The organism is Leisingera sp. SA215, from assembly GCF_055902035.1.
The window spans coordinates 84,098-98,720 of sequence record NZ_JBVVXU010000007.1 but is presented as its reverse complement, the minus strand read 5'-3'; the positions used below and the strand labels follow the sequence as shown (position 1 = coordinate 98,720).

Annotated in this window: 6 protein-coding genes; 2 read left to right on the top strand and 4 right to left on the bottom strand. The window is 70.3% G+C overall.

The window, feature by feature from the left end:
- Positions 1-85: 85 nt before the first annotated feature.
- Both AC0KW6_RS09670 and pbpC read left to right on the top strand, forming a co-directional pair.
- A complete protein-coding gene (locus AC0KW6_RS09670) occupies positions 86-5,533 on the top strand; it encodes an alpha-2-macroglobulin family protein (RefSeq protein WP_474034795.1) in 5,448 nt (1,815 codons plus the stop codon).
- 143 nt (positions 5,534-5,676) lie between these two features.
- Positions 5,677-7,683 (top strand): penicillin-binding protein 1C, encoded by a 2,007-nt coding sequence (gene pbpC, locus AC0KW6_RS09665; protein WP_474034853.1) that lies wholly within the window; start codon positions 5,677-5,679, stop codon positions 7,681-7,683.
- A 180-nt stretch (positions 7,684-7,863) separates the two neighbouring features.
- Here the strand turns inward: pbpC and AC0KW6_RS09660 are convergent, their stop codons facing one another.
- Genes AC0KW6_RS09660 through AC0KW6_RS09645 form a run of 4 tightly spaced genes read right to left on the bottom strand, consistent with a single transcriptional unit; the run spans position 7,864 to position 14,593 of the window.
- Positions 7,864-9,906: a hypothetical protein gene (locus tag AC0KW6_RS09660; protein ID WP_474034794.1), complete on the bottom strand. Its 2,043-nt coding sequence runs from the start codon at positions 9,904-9,906 to the stop codon at positions 7,864-7,866.
- 9 nt (positions 9,907-9,915) lie between these two features.
- The gene (locus AC0KW6_RS09655) at positions 9,916-12,699 is read right to left on the bottom strand and encodes a DUF4159 domain-containing protein (RefSeq protein ID WP_474034793.1); all 2,784 of its coding nucleotides are present in this window, start codon (positions 12,697-12,699) and stop codon (positions 9,916-9,918) included.
- Complete coding sequence (locus tag AC0KW6_RS09650) at positions 12,696-13,589, bottom strand: DUF58 domain-containing protein (RefSeq protein WP_474034792.1); 894 nt, start codon at positions 13,587-13,589, stop codon at positions 12,696-12,698. The genes AC0KW6_RS09655 and AC0KW6_RS09650 overlap by 4 nt, the downstream gene beginning before the upstream one ends.
- On the bottom strand, positions 13,586-14,593 hold the full coding sequence (locus AC0KW6_RS09645; RefSeq protein WP_474034791.1) for an AAA family ATPase: 1,008 nt from the start codon (positions 14,591-14,593) through the stop codon (positions 13,586-13,588). Before AC0KW6_RS09645 ends, AC0KW6_RS09650 begins: the two co-directional genes overlap by 4 nt.
- Positions 14,594-14,623: the final 30 nt, after the last annotated feature.

Here is a 14,623-nt window from a genome sequence, read left to right as displayed (position 1 = left end):
GCAGGGCTGCCCCTACGTGTTACGCGGGTGAATCTTGCTATGACGTTAAACCCGTGCCAGCCTGCGCCCGATATTGGAGGGTGCCATGCCGCGTCTGTTTGCTTCTGTTTTGCTGTATGTTATTGCTTTTATTGCGTTCCTGCCCGCTTCTTGGGCCGGTCCGGCGGTTCCTGATTTCCGCTACAAGGCGTTTGCCGACACCGATTTTTTCGGCTCGGACCTGCAGCCGCTGTTCGAGACCGACGTGGAGGCCTGCGCGCGGGCCTGTTCTGCCCAGGCGGATTGCGCCGGCTTTGTGTTCAACCAAAAGGCAAATGCCTGTTTCCCGAAATCCGCCCTGAACCGGCCCAGCCCTTATGCGGGCGCCTTTTCGGCGCTGAAACAGCCGGCCCCCGGCGCGCTTCCGGCAGAGGCCGCCGCGCGGGCAGGCCGGCTGGAGGCAATCCCGGGCCTGGATCTGCCGCGCGCCGCCGCGTTTGCCGAGTCGCTGGGCCTGGCCTACCCGCTGACCGCAGACAATGCCGCCGAGGCGGTCGCGGCAGCCCGTTCGCTGTTCCGCGCCGGGCAGCCGCTCGCGGCGCTGCGCTGGATGGGGCAGGCAGTTGTGCTGACGGATTCCGCCGCGGACTGGACCCGCTTCTCGGCTTATTTGCTGCGGGCCGCCCAGGACTCGGGCAACCGCTCCCAGCAGCGCCGCTTCCGGCAGGAGGCTCATTCAGCGGCGCTCAATGGCTACTTGCGGGCGGCGGCCCCGGCGGATCAGGCACAGGCCCTTCGTCAGGCTGCAAAAGCGGCGGAGGCGCTTGGCCGCGGCCGCGGGATGCTGCCGCTGCTGCGCCTGGCCGACGAGATCATTCCGCTCAAGGAAAATGCCGATCTGATTCAATATGCGATCCGCAAATACGGCTTCCGCGTCACCGGTTCCACGGTTGAAAGCGACAGTGCCGCGCCCCGCATCTGCGCCGAATTCTCCGAAGATCTGGAACAGGCCGGAACCGATTACGAAAACTATGTGCGTTTGGGCAGCAGCAGCCTGGCGGTCACCGCATCCGGCCGCCAGCTGTGCTTTGACGGGGCGGAGCATGGCAAGCGCTACCAGCTGACCCTGCGCCGCGGTCTGCCTTCGGCCAGCGGCGAGCAGCTCTATAAAGATGTGGAGCTGACACATTATGTCCGCGACCGCGCGCCCAAGGTCCGTTTCCCGGGCCGCGCCTATGTGCTGCCGGCCGGCGGCGCGGCCGCGTTGCCGGTGGAGACGGTGAACCTCACGGAACTGGACCTGCACCTGCGCCGGGTCAGCAGCCGCAACGTCCTGCGCACCCTGCAGGAGGGCTATTTCGCCCGGCCGCTGTCGCAATGGGAGGATAAGCATTTCGCCGCAGATATTGCCGAGGAAATCTGGCAGGGCAGCGCCGGGGTGGACACCGTGCTCAATCAGGCAATGACCAGCCGCCTGCCGCTGGACGAGGCGCTGACAGGACAGAAACCGGGTCTCTACGCCCTCACCGCGCGGGTGCCGGGCGCCGATCCCTATGATGACGCCGGTGCCACGCAATGGTTTGTGCTGACCGGTCTCGGCCTCAGCACCATGTCCGGCAGCGACGGTCTGCATGTGCAGGTGCAGGGGCTGGCAGATGCCAAACCGCAGGCGGATGCCAAGGTCAGCCTGATTTCCAGCGCCAACGAGGTGCTGGCGACGGAAACCAGCGACGCCAGCGGCTATGTGCATTTCGCCCCGGGCCTGACCCGCGGCTCCGGCAGCGCGGCGCCGGCGCTGATCACCGCGCAGGCGGGGCAGGGGGATTTCACCTTCCTGCCGCTGAATGACGCCGCCTTCGACCTCTCCGACCGCGGCGTTGCCGGCCGCCCGGCGCCGGGGCCGGTGGATGTGTTCCTCGCCACCACCCGCGGCGCCTTCCGGGCAGGTGAAACCGTGCATGTGACCGCACTGGCCCGCGACGCCAGGGCGCAAGCCGTCGAGGGCCTGCCGCTCACCGCGATCCTGCTGCGTCCCGATGGGGTGGAATACAGCCGCCAGACCTCTGCGGCGGACCGCAAGGGCGGGCATGTCTTTGCCCTGGCCACCGGCCCCGCCGCGCCGCGCGGCACCTGGCGGATCGAGATCAGGAGCGACCTCAAGGCGCCCGCGCTCGCCAGCCGCCAGATCCTGGTTGAGGATTTCCTGCCCGAGCGTATAGATTTCGCGCTGGAGGTCGCCAATGCCGGCAGCCTCCAGCCCGGCGGCGCCGCGCAGATCGCGCTGCAAGCAGATTACCTGTTCGGCGCACCCGGCGCGGGGCTCAAGGTGGACGGAGACATCCGCCTCACCGCCGCCAGCACGCTGGACCAATGGCCCGGCTTCCGCTTCGGCCGCTATGACGAGGTTTCCTCTGCCCAGACCGGGTATTTCGGCGGTCAGGAAACCGGCCCCGATGGCCGTGCCGTCTTTGCGGCCAGCCTCCCCGCCGTCCCCCCGGCGGAGGGCAAACCGCTGTCGGCCACCCTTGCCACCCGCGTCGCTGACGGCGCCGCCCGCCCGGTGGAGCGCACTTTGGAGCTGCCGGTCCGCCCTGCCGGTCCCGTGCTTGGCATCAAGCCGCTGTTTGCGGAGGTCGCGGCGGAAGGGTCCGAGGCCGGCTTTGAACTCATCGCCCTGTCGCCGGAGCTGACGCCGATGCCGATGCGGGTGAAATGGACCCTGAACCGGGTCGAGACCCGCTATCAGTGGTATCAGCTTTACGGCAACTGGAACTGGGAGCCGGTCACCCGCCGCAGCCGGGTCGCCACTGGCGAGGCGCAGCTGGGCCGCGACCCGCTGCCGCTGTCGCAGCCCGTCGATTGGGGCCGTTACGAGCTGGTGGTGGAGCGCCTCGACGGCGCCTATGCCTCAGCCGCCTTCGACTTCTACGCCGGCTGGTACGCGCCTGAGGGCAGCACCGAAACCCCGGCAAGGCTGGAGCTGTCGCTGGACCGCGAAAGCTATGCGCCCGGCAGCACCGCCCGCCTGCGCATTGTGCCGCAGGCCGCAGGCACCGCACTGATCTCGGTGGTCTCGGACCGCCTGATCCACCGGATGGCCGTCGAAGTCCCCGCCGGCGAAACCGTGATCCCGCTGGAGGTGACGCAGGACTGGGGCAGCGGCGCCTATGTGACCGCGACGGTGATCCAGCCGGTTGCGGGCAAGCAGGGCCGCACCCCGCTGCGCGCCCTTGGTTTGGCGCATGCCGGCATCACTCAGCCCGGCCAGCAGCTGGAGGTCGCCATCGAGGTGCCCGACGTGGCCCGGCCGCGCGGCACTCAGGTCGCGAAACTCCGCGTGGATGGCGCTGACAAGGGCGAGGATGTCTGGCTGACGGTCGCCGCCGTCGACCTTGGCATCCTCAATCTCACCGGCTTCACCAGCCCCGACCCCAGCGCGCATTACTACGGCCAGCGCCGCCTGGGAATGGAGCTGCGCGACGTCTATGGCCGCCTGATCGACCCCGGCAACGGCGCCATGGGCCGCATCCGCTCCGGCGGTGATGCGGTCAGCGGTCTCAAGATGCAATCGCCGCCGCCGACGCAGGATCTGGTGGCTCTGTTCTCCGGCCCGCTGAAAGCGGACGCGAATGGCGAGGCCGAATTCCCGATGACGCTGCCCGCCTTCAACGGCACCGTGCGGCTGATGGCGGTGGCCTGGTCGGGCAAAGCCGTAGGACAGGCCGAGGCCGACATGCTGTTGCGCGACCCGGTGGTGGTCACCGCCTCCCTGCCGCGCTTCCTGGCGCCGGGTGATGAAAGCCGCGCCAGGATCGAGATCGTGCATGCCGGCGGCGCCGCTGGTGAAATGAAGCTCAGCGCCAGCACCGCAGGCGGCCTGACCCTGGGCAGCCTGCCCGCCTCCGTCACCCTGGCAGAGCAGGGCAAAGCTGTGCTGGAATTGCCAGTAACGGCACAAGGCGCCGGCGACCATGAACTGACCCTCACCCTGACCACCCCGGACGGGCAGCAACTGCGCCAGGACCTGCGGCTGCCGGTCCGCGCCAATGATCCCGTGGTCTCGCAAACCCGCCGCTTCACCCTGGCAGGCGGCGACACCTTCCTGTTCAGCAAGGACGTCTTCACCGGCCTCCTCCCGGGCACCGCGCGGGCCGCAATCTCCTCCGGCCCGCTGGCCAAGTTCGACGTGCCGGGCCTTTTGGCAGAGCTGGACCAGTACCCCTACGGCTGCACCGAACAGGTCGCCTCCAAGGCGCTGCCGCTGTTGTACCTCAGCAGCGTGGCCCAGGCGGCGGGGCTGGGCGATGGCCCGGCGGTGGACGCCCGCATCAACGCAGCGATCCGCAAGGTGCTGACCCGCCAGGCCCCCAGCGGCGCCTTCGGGATGTGGCGCGCCGGCAGCGGCGAGTTCTGGCTCGATGCCTATGCCAGCGACTTCCTCAGCCGCGCCCGCGCGCAGGGGTATGAGGTGCCGCAGCAGGCCTTTGCCCAGGCGATGGACAACCTGCGCAACCGCATCAACTACGCCCCCGACTTCGACAGGGGCGGCGGGGAGATCGCCTATGCCCTTCTGGTGCTGGCCCGCGAAGGGGCGGCCCGGATGGGCGACCTGCGCTATTACGCCGATGTGAAGGGCGAGGCCTTTGCCACCCCGCTTGCCGCCGCCCAGCTGGGGGCCGCGCTCGCGGCCTATGGCGACCAGCGGCGGGCGGACGCAATGTTCGCCCGCGCCGCGCAGATGATCGGCAATGCCGGCCATGAGGACAGCCGCCTGTGGCGCGCTGATTTCGGCACCGCCCTGCGCGATACCGCCGGGGTTCTGGCCCTAGCCGCAGAGGCGGGATCAGAGGCCGTGGACCGGGTCAGCCTGTCCGCGCGGCTCTCGGGCGCCAGCGGCACCCGGTCCACGCAAGAGGCGGTCTGGACCCTGATGGCCGCCCACGCGCTGAGCCAGCGGCCCGAAGACTCCGGCCTGCTGGTGAACGGCCAGCCCGTCCAGGGCCCGTTCGTGCAGGCCGCAGACGGGCAGGACATGCCGGAGCTGGCCCTGACCGCCGCCAATGGCCGCACCGCGGAGATCACCCTGACCACGCTCGGCGTGCCGCAGGTGCCGCCCGCCGCGGGCGGCTATGGCTACACCATCGAGCGCAGCTACTACACGCTGGAGGGCCAGCCGCTGGAGGCCGGGTCTGTCCGCGCCGGCGCGCGCTTCGTGGCGGTCCTGCGGGTGAAGCCGCATGAAAAGACCGGTGCGAGGCTGATGATCAACGACCCGCTGCCCGCGGGATTTGAGATCGACAACCCGAACCTCCTGCGCTCCGGCGATCTGCGCGACCTCGACTGGCTGAACCCGGCCAAGGCCGAACACGCCGAGTTCCGCAGCGACCGCTTTCTGGCGGCGGTGAATGTGCGCGACGCCGCACCGGTGACGCTGGCCTATGTGGTCCGCGCGGTCACGCCCGGCGTGTTCCACCACCCGGCGGCTTCGGTCGAGGACATGTACCGCCCTGCCTACCGCGCGCGCAGCGCAACGGGGCGTGTGGTCGTGAAGTGAAGCGCTGGAAGAAAAGAACGGAGGGCAGCGCCCGGCCCGGCGGGGTGGGAAGCGAAGCGCCCGCCCCGTGGGGGGCGGGACGGGCGCTGCCCGGCCTGCGGCCAGGCAAAAGGTGGAAATGGTACACCGCTACTTTAGCGGTCCTGTTTGTTATAGTCTTTACAGCCTGCCGCATCTTCGACACGTGGATCGACAACACGAACCTCCCCCTCACCCTCGCGGAAACCTCCACTGAAGTCCTCGACCGGAACGGCAAACTGCTGCGCGCCTACCCGGTGGGAACCGGCCTCCGGCGCCTCGCCGTCCAGCCCGCCGAAGTCGACCCGCGCTTCCTCGAGATGCTGCTGCGCTACGAGGATAAGCGGTTTCATTCCCACGCCGGCGTCGATCCTATCGCCCTCCTCCGCGCCGCGGGCCAGGCGCTGTGGAACACCCGCGCGGTCTCCGGCGGCTCCACCCTCACCATGCAGGTGGCGCGCCTCCTGGAGGACGGCACCACCGGCCGATGGGCAGGCAAGCTGCGCCAGATGCGGATGGCGCTGGCGCTGGAACGCCGTCTCAGCAAGGACCAGATCCTGACGCTTTACTTGACCCACGCCCCCTATGGCGGCGCGGCCGAGGGCATCCGCGCGGCCGCCTACAGCTGGTTCGGCAAGGAGCCGGGCCGGCTGACCCCGGCCGAAGCCGCGCTGCTGGTCGCCCTGCCGCAGAGCCCCGAACGCCGCCGCCCCGACCGCTTCCCCGAAGCCGCAAGCAAGGCCCGCGACCGGGTGCTGGCGCGGATGCAGCGGCAGGGCATTCTGACAGAGGAACAGGCAAGGACCGCCCGCCAAACCCCGCTGCCGCACCGCATGGCCGCCTTCCCGCGGCTGGCGCCGCATCTGGCCGACCGGGTAAAGGCCGCGCAACCGGGCCAGCGGCAGATCCGCCTGACCATCGACCGGCAGATCCAGGCGCAGATGCAGCATCTGGCAGCAGAGGCGGTCCGTGCGGGCGGTGAACGCCTCTCTGCCGCGCTGATCGCCGCCGACCACCAGACCGGCGAGGTGCTGGCGCTGGTCGGCTCGCCCGGCTATGCCGATGCGCAAAGGCGCGGCTTTGTCGACATGACCCAGGCGATCCGCTCCCCCGGCTCCACCTTGAAACCGCTGGTCTACGGGCTGGCCTTCGACCAGGGCCTGGCGCATCCCGAAACCCTGATCCACGACGGCCCGGCCGATTTCGCAGGCTATGCACCGCAGAATTTCGATGGCGCATTCCGCGGCGACATCCGCGTGCGCGAGGCGCTGCAGCAATCGCTCAACATCCCCGTGGTGAAGCTGACGCAGGAGCTGGGCCCGGCGCGGCTGATGGCGTCCCTGCGCGCAGGCGGCGCGGCGCCGGAGCTGCCCGGCGGCGCCCCCGGTCTGGCGCTGTCGCTTGGCGGCGTCGGCATCAGCCTGCAGGACATGGTGCAGCTCTACGCCGGGCTGGCGGCAGGCGGGCAGGGGCCAAGGCTGCGGATGGTTCAGGGCGCGGCCCCGCAGCCCGCAGGCCGCCTGATCTCGCCCGAGGCCGCCTGGCAGGTTGGCGACATCCTGCGCGGCCTGCCGGTGCCTGCGGGCGCGCGCCGCGGCACCATTGCCTATAAGACCGGCACCTCCTATGGCCACCGCGACGCCTGGGCGATCGGCTGGGACGGGCGTCATACGGTCGGCGTCTGGATGGGCCGCGCCGACGGCACCCCGGTACCGGGGATCTTCGGCGGCGATCTGGCGGCACCTGTGCTGTTTGAGGCCTTCGGGCGTCTGAAACCCGTGCTGGAGCCGCTGCCGCCGCCGCCGCCCGCCACGCTGATCGTCAGCTCTGCCGAATTGCCGCAGCCGCTGCAGCGCTTCCGTCCCCGCGATGCGGTGTTCTCGGCGCCGGCAGATGCGCCGGAGCTGATCTTCCCGCCCGACGGCGCCCGGCTGGCGCTGGACAGCGGCAGCCTCACTCTGAAACTGCGCGGCGGCACCGCGCCATTCCTGGTGCTGGCGAATGGGCGGCCGGTGCTTGCCGGGCAAAGACAGCGTGAGTTCCCGGTGCCCAGCCCGGGCCCCGGTTTTTCCTCGCTGGTGATTATCGATGGTGCAGGCCGCTCGGACCGGGTTGATTTGCGGATCGATTGACGGGGCGGATCGATCGATGCGGCGGATCGGTTGTTGCGGGGCATTGCCGGGCATGAGCTGTTTCGCTTCGGGCTCTGCCCGAAGCGACCGGCGCCGCGCCTTTGGCGCGGCGCTTGGCCCAACCGGAGCAGTGCCTTTCAAGGCGCTGGCGGCGGGCGGGAGCGCCTCCTTGGCGCGGCCTTAGCGGCGGCCTTCGCGCAGCCAGCCCGCGACGATGAAGAAGGAGGCCATCAGCAGCGCCAGCCAGCCGGGCAGCAGCGGTCCCTGGCTGACCGACAGGGTTTCATAAGCGGCGCGCGGCGTCAGGCCGATCCAGCCGCGCCCCGCTGCCGGGCGCCCGGCCCGCACATTGCGCAAGGACGGCATCCCCTGCTCCAGCCGCAGCACGCCGCCGCGCAAGGGCTCCAGCACCGGCGCCAGCACAGCGCCGGTGGCAATGGTTTCCTCGAATTCCTTCGGTGCCGCTGGCCCCAGCCCGGCCACCGCCGTCTCGCCGCCTTCTTCCAGCCGGTAAAGCCCCGCTTCCGGCCCTTGATAGCGGGCCTCCCACTGGCCCGGCGCGGTCTGGCGCAGCGCCAGCTCTACGGTGGAGCCATCCGGGTTGGTCACCGTCACCGGCCCGGCCTGCCCGGCCAGGGTGCGGCGCAGGATCCGCATCCGCTGGCCCGAGGCCTCGGCCCACAGCGCTTCTTCCTCCAGCTCGGGTTCCTTCATCATCCAATGGGCCAGGCGGCGCAGCAGCTCCAGCTGCGGCCCGCCGCCCTCATAGCCGCGGCTCCACAGCCAGGCGTGATCCGAGGCCAAAAGCGCCACCCGGCCCTCGCCGACCCGGTTCAGCACCAAGAGCGGCCGCCCGCCCGCACCGTTCATCAGCACATGGCCTTCGGGGCGGCGCAGCTCAATCTGGCGCAGCCAGCGGCCCCAATCCGCCGCCCCCTCCAGCCCCGAGGTCACCGGATGCTGCTTGCCCAGCTCGGTCACTTCCGGGCGGTAGGCCTCTTCCAGCACCCGCGCCGAGGGTTCGGCGGGCAGGATCAGCGACAGCGGCGAGCGGTAGATGCTGTCGGCGCTGGCAAAATCCGGCCCCGCCGCCACCAGCACCGCACCGCCGCCCAAAGCGTAATTGGCCACATTGTCCAGATAGACCGCCGGCAGGATGCCGCGGCGCTTGTAGCGGTCGAATATGATCAGGTCGAAATCCTCGATCTTCTCCAGAAACAGCTCGCGGGTCGGGAAGGCGATCAGCGACAGCTCCTCCACCGGCACCCCGTCTTGCTTTTCGGGCGGCCGCAGGATGGTGAAATGCACCAGATCCACGGCGCTGTCGGATTTCAGCAGATTGCGCCAGGTGCGCCCGCCGGCATGCGGCTCGCCCGAGACCAGCAGCACCCGCAGCCGGTCGCGGACCCCGTTGATCTGCACCAGCGCCGTGTTGTTGCGCGCCGTCAGCTCGCCCGGCTCCTCGGGCAGGCTGAACCGGATCACATTGCGGCCGCCGTGCTGCAGCACCATCGGCAGCTCGAAATCGACGCCCACCGGCAGGGTAAAGCGCTGCGGCGCGTCGCCGCCGACCGAGATGTCCAGATCGGCAAAACCGCCCTCAGCCGGCGCCGCGCCCTGATCCTCGATCCGCAGCGTCAGCTTCACCGGCTCGCCGATGATGGCAAAGCCGGGGGCGTTTTTCACGATCAGGCGGCGGTCCCAGTCGTCCGCGCGGCCGGTCAGCAGCAGATGCATCGGCGCAGGCAGGTTCAGCGTCTGGCCCGCGTCATGCACCTGGCCGTCGGACAAGGCGATCACACCGGCCACCCGCGCCCGCGGCTCATCCGCCAGCGCCTGCGCGATCGCCGCCAGCAGGCGGGTGCCCGCGTCGCCTGCGCTGTCCGGAACAGTGATCCAGCGCACCTCGGTGCCTGCCCGGGCTGCCAATGCCGCCTTCAGCTGGGTCCGCGCGCGCGCCGTCTGCTCCGGACGGCCGCGCAGCTGCTGGCTGGCGGTCTGGTCCTCGGCCACAATCACGATATCGCTGAGCGGCGCGCGGTCCTCGCTTTGATGCACCGGGCCGGCCAGGGCGGCCAATAAAACCAGCGCCGCCAGCGCCCGCAGCGCCCAGCCTGACAGCCCCTTCCACAGGCCCAGCACCAGCGCCGCCAGGGTAATGGCGCCCGCGGTCCAGATCACCGGCCAGGGCACCAGCGGATCAAACAGGATCGTCTGTGTCATCGCGTTCCCCTATTGCCCGAGCCGGTCCAGCAGGGCCGGCACATGCACCTGGTCGGATTTGTAATTGCCGGTCAGCACATGCATCACCAGATTGACGCCGAACCGGAACGCCAGTTCGCGCTGCCGCTCGCCGGCATAGCCGCGCCCGACCGGCAGCAAGGGCCGCCCGTTGCCGTCCACCGCCCAGGCCGCCGCCCAGTCATTGCCGCCGATCACCACCGGCGTCACCCCGTCGTTGAGATTGCGGAACGGGATGCCCTCGGCCTGTTCCGCGCCGGGCGGCGCCGCCTCGACCCAGACCGGGCCGCGGCTGTGGCGCCCGGGAAAGGCCTGCAGCAGGTAGAAAGCGCGCGTCAGCACATGATCTTCCGGCAGCACTTCCAGCGGCGGCACGTCCAGCGGCAGGGCAATCTGCTGCAGCCGCCGCGATGCCGGGCTGGTGGCGCCGGAGACCGCCAGATCCGCATCCCGGGTGTCGAACAGGATCATGCCGCCCGCGCGCAGATATGCGTTCAACTTGCGGTAAGCCGCGGAGGAGGGCAGCGGCTGATCCCGCGTCACCGGCCAGTACAGAAGCGGATAAAACACCAGCTCATCGCGCTCCAGATCGACGCCCGCCGGGGCGGCAGGCTCGACCGAGGTGCGGAAGAACAGCGTCTCGGACAATCCGCGCAGGCCGGCCGCCGCAATGCGGTCCACCTCCCGCTCGCCGGTCAGCACATGCGCCAGCACCAGCTCCGAGGCCAGCTCCGCTGCCCTGAAATCCTCAGGCGCCGCTGCGTCCTGCGCCCGCAGCGGCTGCGGCGCGGCGGATGCCGCCAGCGCCAGTGCCGCCGCCAGCGCCGCAGTCCGGGCCCGGCCCAGCAGGCCGGAGAGAGCCAGCGTGCCCAGCACATCCGCCGCCAGCAGCAGCAGCGCCAGCGTCAGAAGCGCGCCGCCCAGCGGCAGCTCCTGCGGCGAGTCATAGCTGCTGACTGCAACCGAGGCAGGCCAGCGCGCCGCCTGCAGCTCATCGCCCGGGCGCAGCACGTTGCGGGCCAGCATCCGGCGCCCGCCGTCATAAACACCGGGGCGCAGCTCCGGCCCGGCGGGCGCCGCCACCAGATCCGGGCCTTTGACGCCCGGCAGCGTTTCCGCCGCTTCCAGCCGGCCAAAGCCGTCCAGCACTTCAACCGGGGTCCAGGTTGTGCCCTCCAGGTCCTCGGCCTTGGGCGCGGCGGCAGAGGAGGACACCGCCAGCCGCTCCAGCATCGACACAAACAGGCCGGACAGCGGCAGGCTGCTCCATTCCGCATTGGCGGTCACGTGAAACAGCACCACCTGGCCCTGGCCCAGCGTCTTGCGGGTGACCAGCGGCGTGCCGTCACCCAATTCGGCAATCACCCGGTCCGCCAGTTGCGGATCGGGCTGCGCCACCACCTGCGAGCTGACCGAGACCTCGCCCGGCACCTCCAGCCCGTAAAACGGCGAGGTTTCGGCAAACGGCGCCAGTGTCTTCGGTTCGCCCCAGCTCATCGCGCCGCCAATGCTGCGGCCGCCAATGCGCAGCCGCACCGGCATCAGGGGTTCCTCGCCGCTGCGGGCCGTGTCGCTGGCGGCCAGCCGCGGCCCGGCAAAGCGCAACAAAAGACCGCCGTTTTCCACCCATTGGATCACCGCCTCTTCCTGCGCTGGCGCCAGCCGCGCCACATCCGCCAGCACGATCACATCCGGGTTCGCAGGCAGCAGATCCGCCAGCGCCCCCTCCAGCAGCTCGGCCGAGGGCGCCAGCGCCTGGCGCAGGTAATGCAGCGGCGACAGCAGCGCCAGCGCCTCATCCTCGCTGGCTGAGGAGACCAGCGCCACCTCGCGGCGGCGCAAGCTGTCATCGGTCAGCGCCACCGCGCCTGCGGATTTCACATCGCGGATTTCGAACCGCGACAGCCGCGCGCGCAGCTCGGCCGGCAGCGACAGCTCGGCGGTGGCGCTGCGGGCGCCATCCGCAAACCGCAGCGGCAGCGCCGCCAGGCTGCGGGCGGTGCCGCCCGGATCCTTGCCCTGCGCGACCACCGAAATCTCCTGGGCCGGCCCGCCGCGGCTGCGCTGCACCGTCAGTTTGATCGCGCCGCCGGAATAGCTGGCGGGAAGCAGCCCCAGCACCGGCAGCGGCTGCTCATAAACTTCGATGCCGCCGCGGCGGCTCAGGGCTTCGATCAGCCCGCTGCGGCCCGGATACGCCAGCCCGTCGCTGAACCAGATGGAGTCAAACCCGCCCTCAGCCCCGCTGATCGCAGCCAGGGCCTGCTGCAGCTGATCCGGTCCCGGCTGCCAGGGCAGGGGCGCCAGCCCGGCCAGCTGCCGCTGCCAGTCGCTGGCAGCGCGGAATTGCAACACTTCCGGCGCGCTCAGCCGCAGCACCGCCACCGGGCGTCCGGCGCGGCCCGCCTCCTCCAGCTGCGCCGCGGCCTGGGCACTGGTCTGCGCCCAGCCCGCAGCCCCGCCCCAGCTGGCATCCATCACGATCAGCAGCGGCCCGCGGCCGCCGGGTTCTTCGGCCGAGGGGTTCAGCACCGGCCCCGCCAGCCCGATGACCGCCGCCGCCACCGCCAGCATCCTGAGCAGCAACAGCCACCACGGCGTGCGGTCGGACAGGCTTTCGTCGTCCTTCAGGCCCAGCAGCAGCGTCACCGCCGGAAACGGCTGCCGTTTCGGCGCCGGCGGCACCGCCCGCAGCAGCAGCCACAGCACCGGCAAGGCCAACAGCCCCAGCAACAGCCAGGGCGCGGTAAAGCCGATGCCTGCAATCATTGTCATGGCGCGGTCCGCTCCAACGCGTGATAGAGCCACATCAGCGCATTCTGCGCCGTGTCGCCCGTGTGATGCTGGCCGAACCGCCAGCCGGCCTCGCGGCACAGGCGCTCCAGCACGGTGCGGCGCTCTGCCAGCCGGTCCAGATAGCGGTCCTGCAGCGCCGAGGCCTTCAATGTTTCATGTGTGACACCGCCATTGATGCTCTGAAACAGGGTGCGCCCCGAGAACGGAAAAGCTTCCTCTGCCGGGTCCAGCACCTGCAACAGCACCCCGCGCACGCCGCGCGCGGCGGCCTTGGACAGCGCCTGTTCCATCGGCGCGGACGGCCCCAGGAAGTCCGATATGAACAACGCGCGGGCATGCGGGATCAGCGCCCGGTCGTTGGGCGGCGCGTAATCCTGCTCGGCGTCGTCCGAAAGCGCTTCGGCCAGCCGCAGGATCTGCACATTGCCGCGCCGGGGCGGCAGGCTGCCGCCGGTCAGCCCGACCCGCTCGCCGCCCTGCACCATCAGCACCGAGGCCGCCAGCGCCAGCAACCGGGCGCGGTCGATCTTCTGCGGCAGTTTCGCCGTCGAGGAAAACCGCATCGAGGCGCCGGTATCGACCCACAGATGCACCGTCTGGGAAATCTGCCATTCCCGCTCGCGCACATATTGCACATCGCCCATCGCCGAACGCCGGTGGTCGATCATCCGGCGGCTATCGCCGGCCTGCGCCGGCCGGTACTGCCAGAAATCATCCCCGGTGCCCGCGCGGCGGCGGCCATGCTCGCCCATCAGGACGGACCCGGCCAGATGCCGCGCCTGCACCAGCAGGGGCGGCAGGGCGCTGGCCGCGGCCTCGGCCCGGTGCCGCAATCCGGTTGCAGCCTGAGAGGTGGCGGGCCTGGTCACGCGGCGGCCCCGCTCCGGGCCAGATCCGCTGCGGTTTCCGCGATCAGGGCGGCCAGGCTGTCACCGCGCGCCCGCGCCGCAAAGTTCAGCTGCATCCGGTGGCTCAGCACCGGCTGCGCCATGTCCAGCACGTCCTCGGCATTGGGCGCCAGCCGCCCCTGCAGCAGCGCCCGTGCCCGGACCGCCAGCATCAGCGCCTGTGCGGCGCGCGGCCCCGGCCCCCAGGCCACCGTCTGCGCCACATGGTCGGACACGCCGGGTTCTTCGGGACGGAAGGCGCGCACCAGATCCAGGATCATCTCCACCACCGATTCCCCCACCGGCATCCGCCGCAAAAGGGTCTGCGCCGCAATCAGATCGGCAGCGGTAAACACCTGATAGGCCTCGGCTTCCTCGGCCCCGGTGGTGGCCAGCAGGATATCCCGCTCGGTCGCGCGGTCGGGATAATTCACATCGATCTGCAGCAGGAACCGGTCCAGCTGCGCCTCCGGCAGCGGATAGGTGCCTTCCTGCTCGATCGGGTTCTGGGTCGCCAGCACGTGGAACGGCGCCCCCAAGGGCCGGTCCTCGCCCGCCACCGTCACCATCCGCTCCTGCATCGCCTGCAGCAGCGCCGACTGGGTGCGCGGGCTGGCGCGGTTGATCTCATCCGCCATCAGCAGCTGGCAGAACACCGGCCCCGGCACAAACCGGAACGACCGGTGGCCGTCGGCGGCGGTGTCCAGCACCTCGGAGCCCAGAATATCGGCGGGCATCAGGTCCGGGGTGAACTGGATCCGGCTGCCATCCAGCCCCATCACCGTGCTCAGCGTCTCCACCAGCCGGGTCTTGCCCAGCCCGGGCAGGCCGATCAGCAGCCCGTGGCCGCCGCACAACAGCACCGAGAGGGTGAGGTCCACCACCCGTTCCTGTCCGATAAAGCGCTTGGTGATCGACGCGCGCGCCTGTTGCAGCTTGGCGTCCAGCGCTTCGATGCCGGCCAGCAGATCGTCCGTTTCAGGCATGACATTCCTCGTTTCCCGGATATATGCTGT

Coding starts and splice junctions, on each gene's coding strand:
- AC0KW6_RS09670 (WP_474034795.1), top strand. CDS start 86: ATGCCGCGTCTGTTTGCTTCTGTTTTGCTGTATGTTATTGCTTTTATT.
- AC0KW6_RS09660 (WP_474034794.1), bottom strand. CDS start 9,906: ATGACACAGACGATCCTGTTTGATCCGCTGGTGCCCTGGCCGGTGATC.
- AC0KW6_RS09655 (WP_474034793.1), bottom strand. CDS start 12,699: ATGACAATGATTGCAGGCATCGGCTTTACCGCGCCCTGGCTGTTGCTG.
- AC0KW6_RS09645 (WP_474034791.1), bottom strand. CDS start 14,593: ATGCCTGAAACGGACGATCTGCTGGCCGGCATCGAAGCGCTGGACGCC.